General features: G+C 71.5%; 16 protein-coding genes. 8 read left to right on the top strand and 8 right to left on the bottom strand.

Going from position 1 to position 17,185, the window contains the following annotated elements:
* Positions 1–147: 147 nt before the first annotated feature.
* From ACFVTC_RS30600 to ACFVTC_RS30580, 5 genes are all read right to left on the bottom strand, one after another.
* The gene (locus tag ACFVTC_RS30600) at positions 148–1,662 is read right to left on the bottom strand and encodes a sensor histidine kinase (protein WP_390131733.1); all 1,515 of its coding nucleotides are present in this window, start codon (positions 1,660–1,662) and stop codon (positions 148–150) included.
* Positions 1,663–2,394, bottom strand: a complete 732-nt coding sequence (locus tag ACFVTC_RS30595; protein WP_390131849.1) for a response regulator transcription factor — start codon at positions 2,392–2,394, stop codon at positions 1,663–1,665.
* Positions 2,395–2,883: 489 nt separating this feature from the next.
* A complete protein-coding gene (locus ACFVTC_RS30590; protein ID WP_390131732.1) occupies positions 2,884–3,630 on the bottom strand; it encodes an FMN reductase in 747 nt (248 codons plus the stop codon).
* Positions 3,627–4,715, bottom strand: a complete 1,089-nt coding sequence (locus ACFVTC_RS30585; protein ID WP_390131731.1) for an LLM class flavin-dependent oxidoreductase — start codon at positions 4,713–4,715, stop codon at positions 3,627–3,629. The genes ACFVTC_RS30590 and ACFVTC_RS30585 overlap by 4 nt, the downstream gene beginning before the upstream one ends.
* 360 nt (positions 4,716–5,075) lie before the next feature.
* A complete protein-coding gene (locus ACFVTC_RS30580; RefSeq protein ID WP_390131730.1) occupies positions 5,076–5,543 on the bottom strand; it encodes a hypothetical protein in 468 nt (155 codons plus the stop codon).
* A gap of 132 nt (positions 5,544–5,675) precedes the next feature.
* Here ACFVTC_RS30580 and ACFVTC_RS30575 point away from each other — a divergent pair, with 132 nt between their 5' ends.
* The 3 genes from ACFVTC_RS30575 (at position 5,676) to ACFVTC_RS30565 (ending at position 7,094) form a co-directional block, all read left to right on the top strand.
* Positions 5,676–6,014 (top strand): YnfA family protein, encoded by a 339-nt coding sequence (locus ACFVTC_RS30575; protein ID WP_266700708.1) that lies wholly within the window; start codon positions 5,676–5,678, stop codon positions 6,012–6,014.
* 145 nt (positions 6,015–6,159) lie between these two features.
* Positions 6,160–6,936, top strand: coding sequence for an SDR family NAD(P)-dependent oxidoreductase (locus ACFVTC_RS30570; RefSeq protein WP_390131729.1), 777 nt, complete (start codon positions 6,160–6,162; stop codon positions 6,934–6,936).
* The gene (locus ACFVTC_RS30565) at positions 6,936–7,094 is read left to right on the top strand and encodes a hypothetical protein (protein ID WP_390131728.1); all 159 of its coding nucleotides are present in this window, start codon (positions 6,936–6,938) and stop codon (positions 7,092–7,094) included. Before ACFVTC_RS30570 ends, ACFVTC_RS30565 begins: the two co-directional genes overlap by 1 nt.
* Positions 7,095–7,152: 58 nt before the next feature.
* Here the strand turns inward: ACFVTC_RS30565 and ACFVTC_RS30560 are convergent, their stop codons facing one another.
* Positions 7,153–8,346: an RtcB family protein gene (locus tag ACFVTC_RS30560; protein ID WP_390131727.1), complete on the bottom strand. Its 1,194-nt coding sequence runs from the start codon at positions 8,344–8,346 to the stop codon at positions 7,153–7,155.
* A gap of 214 nt (positions 8,347–8,560) precedes the next feature.
* Here ACFVTC_RS30560 and ACFVTC_RS30555 point away from each other — a divergent pair, with 214 nt between their 5' ends.
* From ACFVTC_RS30555 to ACFVTC_RS30545, 3 genes are all read left to right on the top strand, one after another.
* Positions 8,561–9,409 (top strand): DUF3558 domain-containing protein, encoded by an 849-nt coding sequence (locus ACFVTC_RS30555; RefSeq protein ID WP_390131726.1) that lies wholly within the window; start codon positions 8,561–8,563, stop codon positions 9,407–9,409.
* A 147-nt stretch (positions 9,410–9,556) separates the two neighbouring features.
* A complete protein-coding gene (locus tag ACFVTC_RS30550) occupies positions 9,557–10,486 on the top strand; it encodes a DUF3558 domain-containing protein (RefSeq protein ID WP_390131725.1) in 930 nt (309 codons plus the stop codon).
* Positions 10,487–10,687: 201 nt separating this feature from the next.
* The gene (locus ACFVTC_RS30545; protein WP_390131848.1) at positions 10,688–12,058 is read left to right on the top strand and encodes a DUF2637 domain-containing protein; all 1,371 of its coding nucleotides are present in this window, start codon (positions 10,688–10,690) and stop codon (positions 12,056–12,058) included.
* A 72-nt stretch (positions 12,059–12,130) separates the two neighbouring features.
* Here ACFVTC_RS30545 and lysS read toward each other — a convergent pair whose 3' ends face one another.
* Complete coding sequence (gene lysS / locus ACFVTC_RS30540) at positions 12,131–13,873, bottom strand: lysine--tRNA ligase (RefSeq protein ID WP_365771082.1); 1,743 nt, start codon at positions 13,871–13,873, stop codon at positions 12,131–12,133.
* 190 nt (positions 13,874–14,063) lie between these two features.
* Here lysS and argS point away from each other — a divergent pair, with 190 nt between their 5' ends.
* The gene (gene argS / locus ACFVTC_RS30535) at positions 14,064–15,833 is read left to right on the top strand and encodes an arginine--tRNA ligase (RefSeq protein ID WP_390131847.1); all 1,770 of its coding nucleotides are present in this window, start codon (positions 14,064–14,066) and stop codon (positions 15,831–15,833) included.
* 48 nt (positions 15,834–15,881) lie between these two features.
* Here the strand turns inward: argS and ACFVTC_RS30530 are convergent, their stop codons facing one another.
* The gene (locus ACFVTC_RS30530) at positions 15,882–16,151 is read right to left on the bottom strand and encodes a hypothetical protein (protein ID WP_390131724.1); all 270 of its coding nucleotides are present in this window, start codon (positions 16,149–16,151) and stop codon (positions 15,882–15,884) included.
* Between the two features lie 76 nt (positions 16,152–16,227).
* Here ACFVTC_RS30530 and ACFVTC_RS30525 point away from each other — a divergent pair, with 76 nt between their 5' ends.
* Positions 16,228–17,142, top strand: coding sequence for a DUF4253 domain-containing protein (locus tag ACFVTC_RS30525; RefSeq protein WP_390131723.1), 915 nt, complete (start codon positions 16,228–16,230; stop codon positions 17,140–17,142).
* Positions 17,143–17,185: the final 43 nt, after the last annotated feature.

The raw sequence follows: 17,185 nt of genomic DNA, 5'->3' as shown, positions 1-17,185 counted from the left end.
GGGCGCGCCGGTCCGCGACGGTGGGACGGGCGCGCCAGGACCATACCCATGGGGGCTCCGCGCCCGGCGGGGTCCGGGGCGGAGCCCCTCGAGCCAAGCCGAGAGCCTGGAGTAGGGCAGGGGCGGCGGGGGCGAGGAATCCCGGGGTCAGGGATCGAGCGGAGGACGGTCACCCGTGCCGCTCACCGTGAACCCGAACACCGACCCTCCCCCCTCCCGCCGAAAGGCGAACGACGCCCCACCATGCGCCATGGCGACCTCCCGCACGATGGAAAGCCCGAGCCCCGACCCGGGCAGACTGCGCGCGTCGGCCGCACGGTAGAAGCGGTCGAAGACCCGCACGAGATCCCCCTCGGCGAGACCCGGCCCCCGGTCGAGCACCTCGATACGGACGTTGCCCTGACGTACGCCACCGGTGCCCACACCGACACCGGGGCCGGTACCAGCGGAATCTGGACCCGTAGCGACCCGCACCGGCCCCGCAACCGCGATCTCGATCGGCACCTTCCCGTCCCGGTCGAACTTCACCGCGTTCTCCACCAGATTCGACACCGCCCGCTGCAACGCCGTCGGACGCCCGTCCACCGCCGTGTCACCGCTCACCCGTACGACGACATCCCGCCCGCTGCGCCGCCGCGCGATCATCGCGACGTCCTCGGCGAGATCGGCGAGATCGATCCGCTGCACGGGCTCGGTGTCGGACCGCCCGGCCGCGAGCGCCACCAGTTCGTTGACGAGGTCGGTCAGCTCACGGGACTCCTGGGCGAGGTCGGCGACCAGCTCCTCCCGGGCGTCGGGCGGCAGCTCGTCGATGCGCCGGAGCATCGAGATGTTCGTACGCAGCGAGGTCAGCGGCGTACGGAGTTCGTGCCCCGCGTCCTGGACCAGCCGCCGCTGGTCCTCCTCGGACCGCGCCAGCCGCCCGAGCATCCGGTCGAAGGACCGGCCGAGCCGCGCCACCTCGTCGTATCCGGCGACCGGCACCTGGATGCCGAGCCGCCCGGTGCGTGCCACGTCCTCGGCGGCCCCCGCCAGCCGCACCAGCCGCCGTGTGATCCGCCGCGCCAGCCACCATCCGAACAGCCCCGCCGCGATCACCACCGCCCCGACGAGCAGCACGGTCCGCTGCTGGAGCTCCCGCAGCAGATCCTCGGTGTCGCTGAACTGCTGGGCGACCTGCACCGCGCCCCGCCCGCCGCCGAGCGCGACCGTGGCCACCCGGTAGAGGTCCCCTCCGACGTCCACCTCCCGGTGCTCCACCCACGTACCCGCGGCCGGGGCCCCGGCGATCCGCCGGTCGCCGGCGACGACGGGCAGGACCGGTCTCCCGCGGTCGGCGACCGTCCCGCCGCGCCCGAGCACCTGCACATCCGTACGGCTGGGCCGGATGATGTCGTCGAGCGGCCCGTCGTGGTCGGGGTCGGAGGACGAGAAGTCGCCCGGGTCGAGCGGCGTCTCCCGCACCTGGCCGCGCAGGTCCTGCACGACCTCGGAGAAGACGGTCTGCTGGTCCACGCGCACCAGCCGGGCCGCGGCGTCGTAGCTGAGGAACCCGACGAGGACGGTGACCGCGGCGGCCACGGCCGCGAACGACAGCGTGAAAGTCGCCCGCAGGGAGGACAGCCGCCGGGGCCGCAGCCCCGTGAGCCATCCCGGGGGCACTCAGTCCTCCCTCAGGACGTACCCCACGCCGCGCACCGTGTGGATCAGCGCCGGCGCGCCCGGCCCGTCGAGCTTGCGCCGCAGGTATCCCACGTAGACGGCGAGGTTCTTGGAGCCGGGTCCGAAGTCGTAGCCCCAGATGCGGTCGTAGATCGTGGCGTGGTCGAGGACGATGCCCGCGTTGCGGACGAGGAGTTCGAGCAGTTCGAACTCGGTGCGGGTGAGTTCCAGCTCGCGCTGCCCGCGCCAGGCGCGACGGGCCTGGACGTCCATGTGCAGCCCGGCCGCGGAGATCTGCCCCAGGACCTCCCGGGACACCGGCACCGGTGCCGGGGCCGACGCGGCCTCCGGTCCGGCGGCGGGGGCACCGTTCACCGGGCTCGTACGGCGCAGCAGCGCCCGCAGCCGGGCGAACACCTCCTCCACGTCGAACGGCTTGACCACGTAGTCGTCGGCACCGGCGTCCAGGCCCGCGATGCGGTCGGCCGTCTCGACCAGGGCGGTGAGCATCAGGATCGGTGTACGGTCCCCCTCCGCGCGCAGCACACGGCACACCTGGAGTCCGTCGATGCCGGGCATCATGACGTCGAGGACCAGGATGTCCGGTGGAGTGCGGTGGGCCTGCGCCAGCGCCTCGACGCCGTCGGCGACGGCCGTCACCGCGTAGCCCTCCAGCGTCAGCGCCCTCTCCAGGGCATGGCGGATGGCACGGTCGTCCTCGGCGAGCAGCACAGTCTGGGGCACCTCCCCAGTCTGCCAAGCCCCCGGCCGCCCACCACCTGATGAGCCAGGTGGGCGTGGGCTTCTTACCCGGCTCTCACCCCTCCCCGAGCGGGCCCCTTACCTCGCCGGGCCACTCTGTCCCGTATGCCAGGACGGACCGGCGGACCAGGGACGTGCCGGTGAAGGCGTGCCGGTGAAGGCGTGCCGGGTGCAGCGCTCCAAGAGCGTGCCACCGCCGCGCCGCGCCCACGCCGTCGGCGGCACCGGGCGAACGGACAGCGCCCCGTGACGTGACATCCCCATTCGGTATCAGCCAATATCACCCGATAGCAGCCGATACCCGCCCGGTGTCACCCGAGACCCGCCCGGCCGGCCCGAGGATCCCCCCGATCCGGGTCGGGCCGATGCGGAGGGGGTGGGCCGGAAGCGCACGACGGTGGCGGCCCACCCCTGCGCACGCCACGGGCCGCCCGCCGGCCGGCCTTCCGGCCCGCTCACCTACGGCCGCAGCGCCGCGAGCTGCTGCTCGAATGGGACGACCTCGAAACCACCACCGGACGCGCTCCGCGCGGGTACGGCACGAACGGGCACGGTCTCGCTCGGTACGGTCCCGGTCCCGCTCGGCACGGTCCCGGTCGGCGCGACCCCCGTCAGGGCGGCCCCCGTCGGAACGGGTGACCTCGGAGCGGGCGCCGCGCCGACCCCGGCCGTCGCCGTACCGGCCCCCGCCGCCGCGAGTCCCGTCATCAGCGCCGCCAGCTCCCCGGCCGCCCGGTCGATCCGTTCGGCCAGTCCCTCCGCGCCCCAGTCCTCGGACGCCGCGTACACCGCGGTCGGCACGACGACGGCGCGCAGGTAGGCGAAGAGCGGACGCAGGGCGTGTTCGGTCACGAGGGAGTGCCGGGACGAGCCGCCGGTCGCGGCGATCAGGACCGGCTTCCCGGCGAGCGCGTCCTTGTCCAGTACGTCGAAGAAGGACTTGAACAGGCCGCTGTACGACGCCGAGAACACCGGCGTGACGACGATCAGGCCGTCCGCCGCCGTCACGGCGTCGAGCGCGGTGCCCAGGGCACGCCCGGGGAACCCGTTGGTGAAGTGGTGCGCGATCTCGACGGCGAGGTCGCGCAGTTCGACGACCTCGACACGCGCGGCACTCCCACGGACGGTCGCCGCCGCCAGCCGGTCGGCCAGCAGCCGGGTGGACGACGGGACGCTCAGTCCCGCCGAGACGACGACGAGCCTCATGCGACGGTCACCTCCCGTGCGGCGGCCACGCGGGCCTGGTGGGTCGGGGCCTCCGGCACCGTGGCCGGACGGTTCTTGGCGAACTCCTCGCGCAGGACGGGAACGACCTCCTCGCCCAGCATGTCGATCTGCTCCAGCACGGTCTTCAGCGGCAGTCCGGCGTGGTCCACCAGGAACAGCTGGCGCTGGTAGTCGCCGGCGTACTCCCGGAAGGTCAGCGTCTTCTCGATGACCTGCTGGGGCGAGCCCACGGTCAGCGGCGTCTGGTCGGTGAAGTCCTCCAGGGACGGCCCGTGTCCGTACACCGGCGCGTTGTCGAAGTAGGGCCGGAACTCCCGCACGGCGTCCTGCGAGTTGTGCCGCATGAAGACCTGGCCGCCCAGGCCGACGATGGCCTGCTCGGCGGTGCCGTGCCCGTAGTGCGCGTACCGCTCGCGGTAGAGCTCGACCATCCGCCGGGTGTGGTCGGCCGGCCAGAAGATGTTGTTGTGGAAGAAGCCGTCGCCGTAGTACGCGGCCTGCTCGGCGATCTCCGGGGAGCGGATCGAACCGTGCCAGACGAACGGGGGCACGCCGTCCAGCGGCCGGGGAGTCGACGTGAACGACTGCAGGGGCGTACGGAACTTGCCCTCCCACGTCACCACGTCCTCGCGCCACAGGCGGTGCAGCAGCGCGTAGTTCTCGATGGCGAGGTTGATGCCCTGGCGGATGTCCTGCCCGAACCAGGGGTAGACCGGTCCGGTGTTGCCACGGCCCATCATCACGTCGACCCTGCCCTCCGCCAGATGCTGGAGCATCGCGAAGTCCTCGGCGATCTTCACCGGGTCGTTGGTGGTGATGAGGGTGGTGGAGGTGGACAGGATGAGGTTCTCGGTGCGCGCCGCCACGTAGCCGAGCATCGTGGTCGGCGACGAGGGCACGAAGGGCGGGTTGTGGTGCTCACCGGTCGCGAAGACGTCCAGGCCGACTTCCTCGGCCTTCTGCGCGATGGCGACCATGGCCTTGATCCGCTCGTGCTCGCTCGGTGACCGGCCGGTGGTCGGATCCGGTGTCACGTCGCCGACGGTGAATATCCCGAACTGCATGGTCGCTCGCCCTCCAGGTTGTTTACGATTCAACTATACCCGCAAACGACGACCCCCGCCGACCTATTCCCGACCCCTCTCGCCCCGGCGCCACTGCGCTGCCGTTCCCCGGGCGCGGCACCGCTCCGCCCCGCCCCCTCACTCCCCGGGGAACGAGGACCACCCGCCCCGCGCTCCGCCCTCCGCTCGGCCGCCCTCCGCCCGGCCGAGCGCGCCCCGGCCCCCCGGCCGGAAGCCCGGGTACGCACGACAGGAGGACGTCCGGCCGGTACTCCCCCCCCGGCCTCCCGTCGGGGGACCCCCGGAGCACGCACCGGACGGACGCCACCCGTCGACAGCCGAACGTCCCCGGCCGGGGCGCTAGAAGGCGTACGAGTCACCCGTGTCCAGCGCCAGCACCCGCTGCCGGTCGTTGGCGTGGTTGCGGTCCACCGCGCCGCCGCCCCACACCGTGTCGATCTCCAGCGTCACCTCGGACGGAGCCTCCCGCAGCCGTACCGTCAGCTCGATCGGGCCCCCCAGCCCGTCCGCCGCCAGTTCCCCCGTCCGGCACACCACGCTGCGCCCGCCCGAGCGCGCGCAGCCGCCCGGCAGCCGCTGCCGGTCCGCGAGCGGGACCGACCAGCGCAACCGGACCGTCGCTTCGGCGACCGCGCTCGGGCCGTGGTTCTGCGGGATCAGCCGCAGGTCGAAGAGCCCGGCCGCCATGGCCACGGAGCCGTGGTAGGCGAGGTCGGCCTCCGGGGAGAGGGCACGCACCGGGCACGCACCGGCCACCACCACGACCGCCCCCGCACCCATCGCACCCACCGCAGAGAGAATCCGCATGCCGTCACTTCCTTCGTTCGGAACACCCAGAACGCTCATCAGGTCACCCGATGTATGCCACCCCTGACCGCCGACAGGCGCCCTCCAACAGGTGACGGGGGCCGCGCGGAACGCCCGTGCGAAGGTGACCGCATGGTGATCGTCCGTTCCGTGGTCCTCTTCGTCGTCGCCGCGCTCTTCGAGATCGGCGGCGCCTGGCTGGTCTGGCAAGGCGTCCGCGAGCATCGCGGCTGGCTCTGGATCGGCGCCGGCGTCATGGCCCTGGGCGTCTACGGCTTCGTGGCCACGCTCCAGCCGGACGCCGAGTTCGGCCGCATCCTCGCCGCGTACGGCGGGGTCTTCGTGGCCGGCTCGCTCGCCTGGGGCGTGGTCGCGGACGGCTACCGCCCGGACCGCTGGGACATCACCGGCGCGCTGATCTGCCTCGCCGGGATGGCCGTGATCATGTACGCGCCGCGCGGCGGCCGCTGAGACGGCCCGCCCGGGAAGCGGACGGACGCGACGCGAGCGACGGCCGCCTGCCTATCCTGGCCAGGACCGACCACCGCATGCCGTACGCCCGTGCGCGCACCCCGACGTGCGCGCGCCCGTACGCCGTACGCCTCTGGAGCAGCCCATGACGTCCGCCGCGCCCTCCGCCTCCTCCCGCATCGCCGTCGTCACCGGCGCGAGCAGCGGCATCGGCGCGGCGACGGCCCGGCAGCTCGCCGCGGCCGGCTACCGCGTCGTCCTGACCGCCCGCCGCAAGGACCGCATCGAGGCGCTGGCCGAGGAGATCAACGCGGCGGGGCACGAGGCGGCCGCGTACCCGCTGGACGTCACGGACCGCGCGGCGGTGGACGAGTTCGCCACGGCCTTCCGGACGATCGGCGTCCTGGTCAACAACGCGGGCGGCGCGCTGGGCGCCGACCCGGTGGCGACCGGCGACCCGGCCGAGTGGCGGCAGATGTACGAGACGAACGTCATCGGCACGCTGAACGTCACCCAGGCCCTGCTGCCCGCCCTCACCGCCAGCGGCGACGGCACGGTGGTGGTGCTCTCCTCCACCGCGGGCCACGGCACCTACGAGGGCGGCGCCGGCTACGTCGCGGCCAAGCACGCCGAGCACGTCCTCGCCGAGACCCTCCGGCTGGAGATCGTCGGCACCCCGGTCCGTGTCATCGAGGTCGCGCCCGGCATGGTCAAGACGGACGAGTTCGCGCTGACCCGCTTCGGCGGCGACACGGAGAAGGCGGAGAAGGTGTACGCGGGCGTGGCCGAGCCGCTCACCGCCGACGACGTGGCGGAGACCATCACCTGGGCGGTCACCCGCCCCAGCCACGTCAACATCGACCTTCTCGTGGTGCGCCCCCGCGCCCAGGCGTCCAACACGAAGGTCCACCGGGAACTGTGATGCCGGACGAGACGCCGGACGCGCTCTCCCCGGAGCAACGCCGGCTGGCCGAGGAGAAGAAGAACGAACGCATGGTCTGGTACTACCTCGCGTACTTCCTCTTCGGCATCCACGTCGTGGCGTTCGTCATGATCTACGCGGTGATGCACGCGAAGTAGTCCCGTGCGTCCGCGCACGAGGGCCCGGACCGGCGACGGTCCGGGCCCCGCTCACGGTTCAGCCCTTCACACAGACGACCTGCTTCAGCTTCGCCACGACCTCCACGAGGTCGCGCTGCTGCTCGATGACCTGCTCGATCGGCTTGTACGCGCCCGGGATCTCGTCGACGACGCCGGAGTCCTTGCGGCACTCGACGCCCCGCGTCTGCTCCTCCAGGTCCCCCGTCGAGAAGCGGCGCTTCGCCGCGTTGCGGCTCATGCGCCGACCCGCGCCGTGCGACGCCGAGTTGAAGGACTTCTCGTTGCCGAGACCCTTCACGATGTACGAGCCCGTCCCCATCGACCCCGGGATGATGCCGAACTCCCCGGCGCGGGCGCTGATGGCGCCCTTGCGCGTGACGAGCAGGTCCATGCCTTCGTAGCGCTCGATGTCGACGTAGTTGTGATGGCAGCTGACCTCCGGCTCGAAGGTCGGCTTCGCCCTCCTGAACTCCTTGCGGATCACGTCCTTCAGGAGCGCCATCATCAGCGTGCGGTTGTACTTCGCGTACTCCTGCGCCCAGAACAGGTCGTTGCGGTAGGCCGCCATCTGCGGGGTGTCCGCGACGAAGACCGCCAGGTCACGGTCGACCAGGCCCTGGTTGTGCGGGAGCTTCTGGGCGACGCCGATGTGGTGCTCGGCCAGTTCCTTGCCGATGTTCCTGGATCCGGAATGGAGCATGAGCCATACCGAATCGGACGTATCGACACACACCTCAATGAAGTGGTTGCCGGCTCCGAGCGTTCCCATCTGCTTCGTCGCCCGCTCCCGGCGGAACTTCACGGCATCCGCGATCCCGTCGAACCGCCCCCACAGGTCGTCCCATCCCGCCGTGGCCAGTCCGTACACGTCGCCGGGCCCGACGGGCTCGTCATGCATCCCCCGCCCCACCGGGATCGCCTGCTCGACCTTCGACCGGAGCCGGGACAGATCCCCCGGCAGGTCGCCCGCGGTCAGCGACGTCCTGACCGCGGACATCCCGCAGCCGATGTCGACGCCCACCGCCGCCGGACACACCGCGTCCCGCATGGCGATGACCGACCCGACCGTCGCTCCCTTGCCGTAGTGGACGTCGGGCATCACGGCGAGCCCCTTGATCCACGGCAGTGTCGCCACGTTCTGCAGCTGGCGCAGCGCGACATCCTCGACCGACGCCGGGTCGGCCCACATACGGATGGGTACCTGCGCGCCCGGCATCTCCACGTACGACATAACATCCTCATTCCCCCGGAAAGCAACAAAAGTCATAGAACGCAAAAGCGGCGCCAAGGTCGACGTATGGGACAACGGACCGGCGTCCACGGCAGTGCGTGCGATACACATTGTCTGCAGGGGCCGCCCCCACGCGGCAACCGAATAACCACAGGACAGCACCACAGGACCTCCCGGGCCACGGGCCCCGGGGTCCGTCGAGAGGAGCCTCACCGTGCAGCGGAAGGCGTACGTCCCCGGGACCGCCGTGCTCCTCGCGGCCCTGCTGGCCGGCTGCACCGGCGGTTCGGGCGGCGGGGACACCACGACGGACCCCAAGCCGGGTGACATCGGCGCGACCACCCCTGCCGCGCAGCCGGGCAAGTACCGCACGCTGCCGGAGGCGTGCGCCGCCGTCAGCCACGACAGCCTCGACTCGCTGCTGCCCGGCATCAAGCAGATCACCGACCAGGAGCGGCGCGACACCGCGTACGAGGGCGAGGCCACCCTCACCTACGACACCGACCGCCGCGTCGGCTGCGGCTGGAAGGTGGAGTCGACCGACGCCACCGACCATCTCCTCGTCGACTTCGAGCGCGTGGTCTCGTACGACAACGCGATCAGCGACGACGCCCGCGCCCAGGACATCTACGCGGCCAAGGAGGCGGCCGCGGACCTCCCCGCGCCCGCCGGTTCGGCCACCGCGTCCGCCACCGGCGGCGCGTCCGCCACCGCCACCGCCACCGGCTCCGGCAGCGGGGCCCCCACCCCGTCCTCCCCCGCGTCCACTCCCGTGACCGGCGGCGGGACCCCCTCCGCCGGTACGAGCGGGACCCCGGCCGACCTCCAGCCCCGCCGGCTCGACTCCGTGGGCGACGAGGCGTTCCTCGACGACAAGCTCAACTCGGCCTCCTCGACCACCCAGCAGCGCACGGTGACTGTGGTGTTCCGCACGTCCAACGTGATCGTGACGGTCGAGTACGCCGAGCAGCCGACCGCCTCCGCGGGCACGCCGGACAGCAAGGAAATGCAGGACAAGGCACGGAATCTGGCCCAGAAGCTGGTCGACCGGTTCAACGGTTAGGGGGCCCGCGGGGGCGATCGGGGCTCCCCCGCGAACCCCTGGAACCGGAAACACCCGGCTGCCTCACCGCGTACCGTGGCCCCTCGGACCCGACCGGCCGCACGTTCCATGTGCGGCCGCACCACGAGCGCCACGAGTGAAGGAACCATGCACCGACCAGCACAGCGAGTAGGCCGAGCCCCGCGACTCACCCGCATCCTTGTCAGCGCAGCCGCCGTCCCGGTGATGCTCGTAGCCGCCGGCTGTTCCTCGGACTCCGGCTCGGACTCGGGCTCCGGCTCCGGCTCCGCTTCCGGCGACGCGAAGCCGAGTACCGGCACGAGTGCGGCGGGATCACCGGACGCCACCGCGAACGCCGTCAAGGAGGCCGCGTACGCGACGCTGCCGAAACCCTGCTCGGTGCTCTCGAACAAGACGCTGGACGAGCTCGTCCCGAAGGGTCTGAAGTCGGCCAAGGCAGGCCAGTCGAACGACGCCGCGACCCGCGGCAACTGCTCCTGGAACAGCCTCGACAACAACGGCGTCAAGGGCTCGCAGTTCCGCTGGCTGAACGTCTCCCTGCTGCGCTTCGACTCGGACGCGGCCCGCGGCGATGGCAACCAGCTCGCGCAGACCTACTACGAGAAGCAGGTCAAGGACGCGCAGACGGTGACCGGCGCGAAGGGCTCCGGCTCGGCGCCGGTGTCCGGGACCGGCGACGCGTCGACGGCGGTGCACTACGACCTGAAGAAGAAGGAAGGGACCTTCAAGCAGCAGACGGTCGTGACGCGTGTCGAGAACGTCGTCATCACGCTCGACTACAACGGCGCCGGTCTGGCCGGCGACAAGGCGCCCGCCGCGGACGACCTGACGAAGGCCGCCGAGAAGGCGGCCAAGGAGGTGGTGGCCGCGGTGGCCACCGCGAACCGGGACGGCAGCAGGTCCGGCGGTGCGCCGGACCGGTCCGGCGCACCCTCGAAGTCGGCGTCCCCGTCCGCTTCCGCCTCGAGGTCCGCGAAGCCGTCGAAGTCCCCGAGTCCTTCGAAGTCGGCCTCCAAGAGCGCTTCCCCTTCCAAGTCCGCGGCCGCGAAGAGCTGACATCTCGGCCGCTTGGGCGGCGCAACTCGTAGGTTTTCCAGCGCATTTGACGGAGCCCGGGTCCTGCGGGGACCGGGCTCCTTGGCTACCGCCCACCCGTACGCCGTACACATGTGCCACCCTGTTGCGCGCAACACCACGCAAGGAACAACACGCAAGGGGAGGGGAGTACGGGTGTCCGCGCCCATTCAGCTCACCCGGATGCACCGGATCCTCATAGGCCTGGTCGTCGCCGGTGCGCTCGTCATCGCGGGAATCGGCTTCGCGGGTTCGTACGCGGCCGTGCGCGAACTTGCCCTCAAGAAGGGCTTCGGGAACTTCGCGTACGTCTTCCCGATCGGCATCGACGCGGGCATCTGCGTCCTGCTGGCACTGGACCTCCTCCTCACCTGGATCAGGATCCCCTTCCCGCTGCTGCGCCAGACGGCGTGGCTGCTGACGGTCGCCACGATCGCGTTCAACGGCGCCGCGGCCTGGCCGGACCCGCTGGGCGTCGGGATGCACGCCGTGATCCCGGTCCTGTTCGTGGTCTCCGTCGAGGCGGCCCGGCACGCGATCGGGCGGATCGCCGACATCACCGCCGACAAGCACATGGAGGGCGTCCGCCTCACCCGCTGGATGCTCTCCCCGCTCCCCACCTTCCTCCTGTGGCGCCGGATGAAGCTGTGGGAACTGCGCTCCTACGAGCAGGTCATCAAGCTGGAGCAGGAGCGGCTGGTCTACCAGGCCCGGCTGCGCTCCCGCTTCGGCCGCGCCTGGCGCCGCAAGGCCCCGGTGGAGTCCCTGATGCCGCTGCGCCTCGCGCGCTACGGCGTCCCGCTCGCCGAGACGGCCCCCTCGGGCCTGGCCGCGGCCGGCATCGAGCCCGCGCTGCTGCCCCCCGCGCCGCAGTTGGAGGTGGCGCGCGGACCGGAACCGACGGCGTCCGCCGTGACGGGCAACGCGGCACCTGTCCGTGAACAGCTCGCCGCCGCCGTGGCGGACGAGCCTCCCGGGCAGCCGGAGGACTACCCCGAGCCGCAGAGTCAGTGGCTTCAGGCGCGGGACCCCCAGTCCGTCGCGTATCAGGGCGGCTACGACCCGACGTACGACCCGGATGTCGCGTACCGGCAGTGGTACGAGGAGCAGCAGCAGGCCGAGCAGTTCGAGGAGCAGCAGCAGTTCCGGGCCCGGCAGCAGTTCGAGGAGCAGCAGCGCTTCGAGGAGCAGCAGCGCTTCGAGCAGCAGCGCTTCGAGCAGCAGGCGTTCCCGCAGCAGCGGTTCGAGGAGCCGCGGTTCGAGGAGCAGGCCGCCCCGGAGCCCTCTCCGGAGGACACCGGTACCTTCCCGATCCCGTCCGGCCCGGGGCGTACCCGTGAGCTGGGTGCGGGCGGGGGCTCGGAGCCGACCGAGGAGGACTACTACCTGGTCTTCAAGAAGTCGATAGACGGCAGCTATCCGACCTCGGGCCAGTTCAGGGGCGACGTGGAGGCGACGTACGGCACGACGCTCCCGCAGCGCGAGGCCGACCGCATGGTCAACCGCTTCACCAACCGCCACACGGCGGAACTCCAGGAGGACCACATCGCGTAGGCACGTCGGCGTGGACGAGAAGGGGGCGCCCGGTGATCACCGGGCGCCCCCTTCCTCGTACGGCCGAAGGCCCTACGCCGCGAGCAGCTTGCGGACCCGGTCCTGGCCGACCGCGAGGAGCAGCGTGGGCAGGCGCGGGCCGGTGTCGCGGCCGACGAGCAGGTGGTAGAGCAGCGCGAAGAACGTGCGCTGGGCGACCTTGATCTCCGCCGGGAGTTCCTTGGCGGTGGCGTCGGCCGGGAAGCCGGCCTGGACCTTGGGGACGCCGTAGACGAGATGGGTCAGGCCGTCCAGGGACCAGTTCTTGTCCAGGCCGTCCAGGAGCAGCCGCAGCGACTCGCGGCCCTGGTCGTCGAGGGACGCGAGCAGTTCGGCGTCGGGCTCGGCGCGCACGACGGTGCGCTCCTCCGCCGGCACCTGGGTGTTGATCCAGGTCTCGGCCTTGTCGAGCCGGGGCCTGACCTCGTCGAGCGAACCGAGCGGGTTCTCCGGGTCGAGCTCGCTCAGGATGCGCAGGGTCTGGTCCTCGGCGCCGGCGGTGATGTCGGCGACGGAGGCGAGGGTGCGGTACGCCATCGGGCGGGGGGTCCTGGGCAGTTCCCCGGCGGCCGTGCCGACGGCGCGGGCGTGGGCGGCGGCGTCGGCGGGCAGCACGGAGCCGTCGGCGACCTTGCCCGCGAGCTTGTCCCACTCGTCGTAGAGCCGCTGGATCTCCTGGTCGAAGGCGATCTTGAACGACTGGTTGGGGCGGCGGCGGGCGTACAGCCAGCGCAGCAGCTGCGGCTCCATGATCTTCAGCGCGTCGGCCGGGGTGGGGACCCCGCCCTTGCTGCTGGACATCTTGGCCATGCCGCTGATGCCGACGAAGGCGTACATCGGTCCGATCGGCTGTTCGCCGCCGAAGATCCCGACGATCTGGCCGCCGACCTGGAAGGAGGACCCCGGTGACGAGTGGTCGACGCCGCTCGGCTCGAAGACCACACCCTCGCGGGCCCAGCGCATCGGCCAGTCGACCTTCCAGACCAGCTTGCCGCGGTTGAACTCGCTGAGCCGGACGGTCTCGGAGAAACCGCAGGCCGAGCAGGTGTACGTCAGCTCGGTCGTCTCGTCGTCGTAGGCCGTGACGGTGGTGAGGTCCTTCTCGCACCGGCCGCAGTAGGGCTTGTACGGGAAGTACCCGGAGGTGGAGCTGCCGTCGTCCTCGGCGGCGGCGCCGGAGCCCTCGGCGGCTTCGAGCTCGGCCTCGTCGACGGGCTTCTGGCCCTGTTGCTTCTTGGCCGGGGCCTTCTTGGTGCGGTACTGCTCCAGGACGGCGTCGATGTCGCCGCGGTGCCGCATCGCGAACAGGACCTGCTCGCGGTAGGCGCCCGCGGTGTACTGCTCGGTCTGGCTGATCGGGTCGTACTCGACGCCGAGCTCGGCCAGCGCGTCGGTCATCGCGGCCTTGAAGTGCTCGGCCCAGTTCGGGTGCTCCGAGCCCTTGGGGGCGGGGACGGAGGTCAGCGGCTTGCCGATGTGCTCGGCCCAGGACTCGTCGATGCCGGGGACGCCCGCCGGGACCTTGCGGTAGCGGTCGTAGTCGTCCCAGGAGATCAGGTGGCGCACGGTGAGGCCGCGGCGGCGGATCTCGTCGGCGACCAGGTGCGGGGTCATGACCTCGCGCAGGTTGCCGAGGTGGATGGGACCGGAGGGGGAGAGTCCGGACGCGACGACGACCGGTTTGCCCGGGGCACGACGCTCCGACTCGGCGATGACCTCGTCCGCGAAACGGGAGACCCAGTCGGTGGTCTCGGTGCTCTGGGCCACGATCGGCACGTCCTTCTTTCTGATACGCCAGTACGGCTGACCCGACCATTCTCCCAGCTGGGACCGGAACCACGAAAACGGCTTTTCAGTGCCCCCTCCCACCCGGCGGCGCCGGGCCGTCGCAGCGAATTCCGCTTGCTCCCCCATGGGATACTGGCCGGGTCCATCTGAATTCCTCGAGGAGAACGGCATCCACCCCATGGCCTCGGTCAAGTCCCTCACCGCTTCCGTCCACCAGCGCCTCGCGGACGCCCTCACGGCAGCCCTGCCGGAGGCCGGTTCCGCGGACCCGCTGCTGCGACGAAGCGACCGGGCCGACTTCCAGGCCAACGGGATCCTGGCGCTCGCGAAGAAGGCGAAGGCGAACCCGCGGGAGCTGGCGACGCAGGTCGTGGCGCGGGTCGAGTCCGGTGAGATGATCAAGGACATCGAGGTCTCCGGACCCGGCTTCCTGAACATCACGATCACCGACCGGGCGATCACCGAGAACCTGGCGGCACGGTACGCGGACGGCGAGCGCCTCGGCGTGCCGCTCGTGGAGCACCCGGGCACGACGGTGATCGACTACGCGCAGCCGAACGTGGCGAAGGAGATGCACGTGGGTCACCTCCGCTCCGCCGTGATCGGTGACGCGGTGGTCCAGATCCTGGAGTTCGTGGGCGAATCCGTCGTACGGCGTCACCACATCGGCGACTGGGGCACCCAGTTCGGCATGCTCATCCAGTACCTGATCGAGCACCCGCACGAGCTGGACCACGAGGGTGGCGAGGTCTCCGGCGAGGAGGCCATGTCGAACCTGAACCGGCTCTACAAGGCGGCGCGGACGCTCTTCGACTCCGACGAGGAGTTCAAGACGCGGGCCCGGCGCCGGGTGGTGGACCTCCAGGCGGGCGAGCCCGAGACGCTGGCCATGTGGCAGAAGTTCGTGGACGAGTCGAAGATCTACTTCTACTCGGTCTTCGAGAAGCTGGACATGGAGATCCGCGACCCGGACGTGGTCGGCGAGTCCGGTTACAACGACATGCTGGACGAGACCTGCCGCCTCCTGGAGGAGTCCGGCGTCGCGGTCCGCTCGGAGGGCGCCCTGTGCGTCTTCTTCGACGACATCAAGGGCCCCGACGGCAACCCGGTGCCGCTGATCGTGCGGAAGTCGGACGGCGGCTACGGCTACGCGGCGACGGACCTGTCCGCGATCCGCGACCGTGTCTTCCGGCTCAAGGCGTCGACGCTCCTGTACGTCGTGGACGCCCGCCAGTCCCTGCACTTCAAGATGGTCTTCGAGACCGCGCGCAGGGCGGGCTGGCTGAACGACGACGTGAAGGCCCACCAGCTCGCCTTCGGCACGGTGCTGGGCAAGGACGGCAAGCCGTTCAAGACCCGTGAGGGCGAGACGATCCGGCTGGTGGACCTGCTGGACGAGGCGATCGAGCGGGCGACGAATGTGGTCCGCGAGAAGGCCGAGAAGGTGGGCCTGAGCGAGCCGGAGATCGTGGAGAACGGCCGGTACGTCGGTATCGGCGCCGTGAAGTACGCGGACCTCTCCACCTCCGCCGTCCGGGACTACAAGTTCGACCTGGACCAGATGGTCTCGCTGAACGGCGACACGTCGGTGTACCTCCAGTACGCGTACGCCCGTATCCGGTCGATCTTCGGCAAGGCCGGTGACCGTACGCCGCTGGCGCACCCGGAGCTCGAACTGGCCCCGGCGGAGCGGGAACTGGGCCTGCACCTGGACCGGTTCGCGGAGACGCTGGAGGAGGTCGCCGCGGAGTACGCGCCGCACAAGCTGGCGGCGTACCTGTACCAACTGGCGTCGCTCTACACGACGTTCTACGACCAGTGCCCGGTGATCAAGCCGGCGCCGGCCCAGGAGGTGGCGGAGAACCGGCTGTTCCTCTGCGACCTGACGGCCCGGACCCTCCACCAGGGCATGGCCCTGCTGGGCATCCGGACGCCCGAGCGGCTCTGACGGCCGGGCGGGACGCGCGGGCCTCGCGGCCCCGGCGGGACGGTGACATCACCGTCCCGCCGGGGCCGTCCGGCTGTCAGGCGTAGCAGTGGATCGTGCGCCGCGCAGCGCGGGGGTGCCGCCCGCGCGGTGCTGGACGAAGGTCGCCGCGAACGCCTTCACGGTGCCGTCGCCGTCCAACGCCGGCTCGCTGACGGTGAACTCACCGGTGCTGCCGTTGCGGCCGCGGCCGTTGCCGCCCAGGTCGAGCCCGCCGGCGTCCGGTCCGCGGAAGCGCTCCGTCGCGCAGGTCGTCCCGACCTCGAACTGCTCCCCCACGGGCGTTGAGGCTGTCGCGAGGCAGGGACGGGGGGCTCGGCACGCGTTGTCAGTGGCGGCCCCTACAGTCACCGGCATGGCGACACTTCCCAACCCGCTGCCAAAGCTGGCGGCCGACCCGAGCGGGCACACGCTCGGGCTTGAACTCCCGGCCGGGAGACTGATCGACGCCGGGGGTACCTCCCACGCCCTCGAGACAGCGGCGGAAAGCGGCGGCCCGTCGCACGAGCCGCTGCTGTGGCACGCCGTCGGACCGGCGGTCCCCGGCGGCTGGGCGGCCCTGGAGCCCGCACGGCGGACGTCCGGGCTGCTCCCCCTAGTCATCGACGTGGGGGGTGCTCAGGGCGCCCCGGAGGACTGGGAGTTGATACCGGACGAGGTGTCGTACCCCGGGGACCACGACGCCGAGGACGTACTCGCGGAGTTCTGGGACGAGTACGCGGCGGAGGAACTCGGCGCGGACGAGGACCACCCCGGCGACCAGACCGTCGTCGAGGTCTTCGGCGAGCAGCCGGCGTACGACGAGAAGGTCGCGCCGTTCGGCCCCGCCTGGCCCGGTCTCGCGCCCGCCACCGAACAGGAGGCCGACCCCGACACCCGTGCCGCCGAGATCGCCGACTCCCTCACGGACAGCGGCTCGTGGCTGAAGGAGCCGCGCCTCGCTCTGGTCCCGGCCCGCCGCAGCGCGGACGTCCCGGCGGCGATCGGCTGGTCCGGCCCGCTGAACCACGAGGGTGACGTCGCCCGCCTGTGCGCGGTGCTGCGCTCCTGGGAGGACCGCTTCGGCATACGGGTCGTGGCCCTCACCTTCGACCGGCTGGTGCTGTCGGTGGCGGCGCCGCCCACGACCCGGGACGAGGCCGAGGCGGTGGCGGCCGAGCACTTCGCGTTCTGCCCGGACAACATCACCCAGGGCCACCACGAGACGCTGCGCGCGTACGCGGAGCACGAGGTGCTCGGCCGGCGGGTGTGGTCCTTCTGGTGGGACTGAGTCCCGCGGGCGGCGGTGCGGGGAGACCCGGTCCGCCGCCCCC

This window comes from Streptomyces sp. NPDC057950 (assembly GCF_042887295.1).
GTDB lineage: Bacteria > Actinomycetota > Actinomycetes > Streptomycetales > Streptomycetaceae > Streptomyces > Streptomyces kaempferi.
This window is presented reverse-complemented; position numbering and strand designations above follow the sequence as displayed.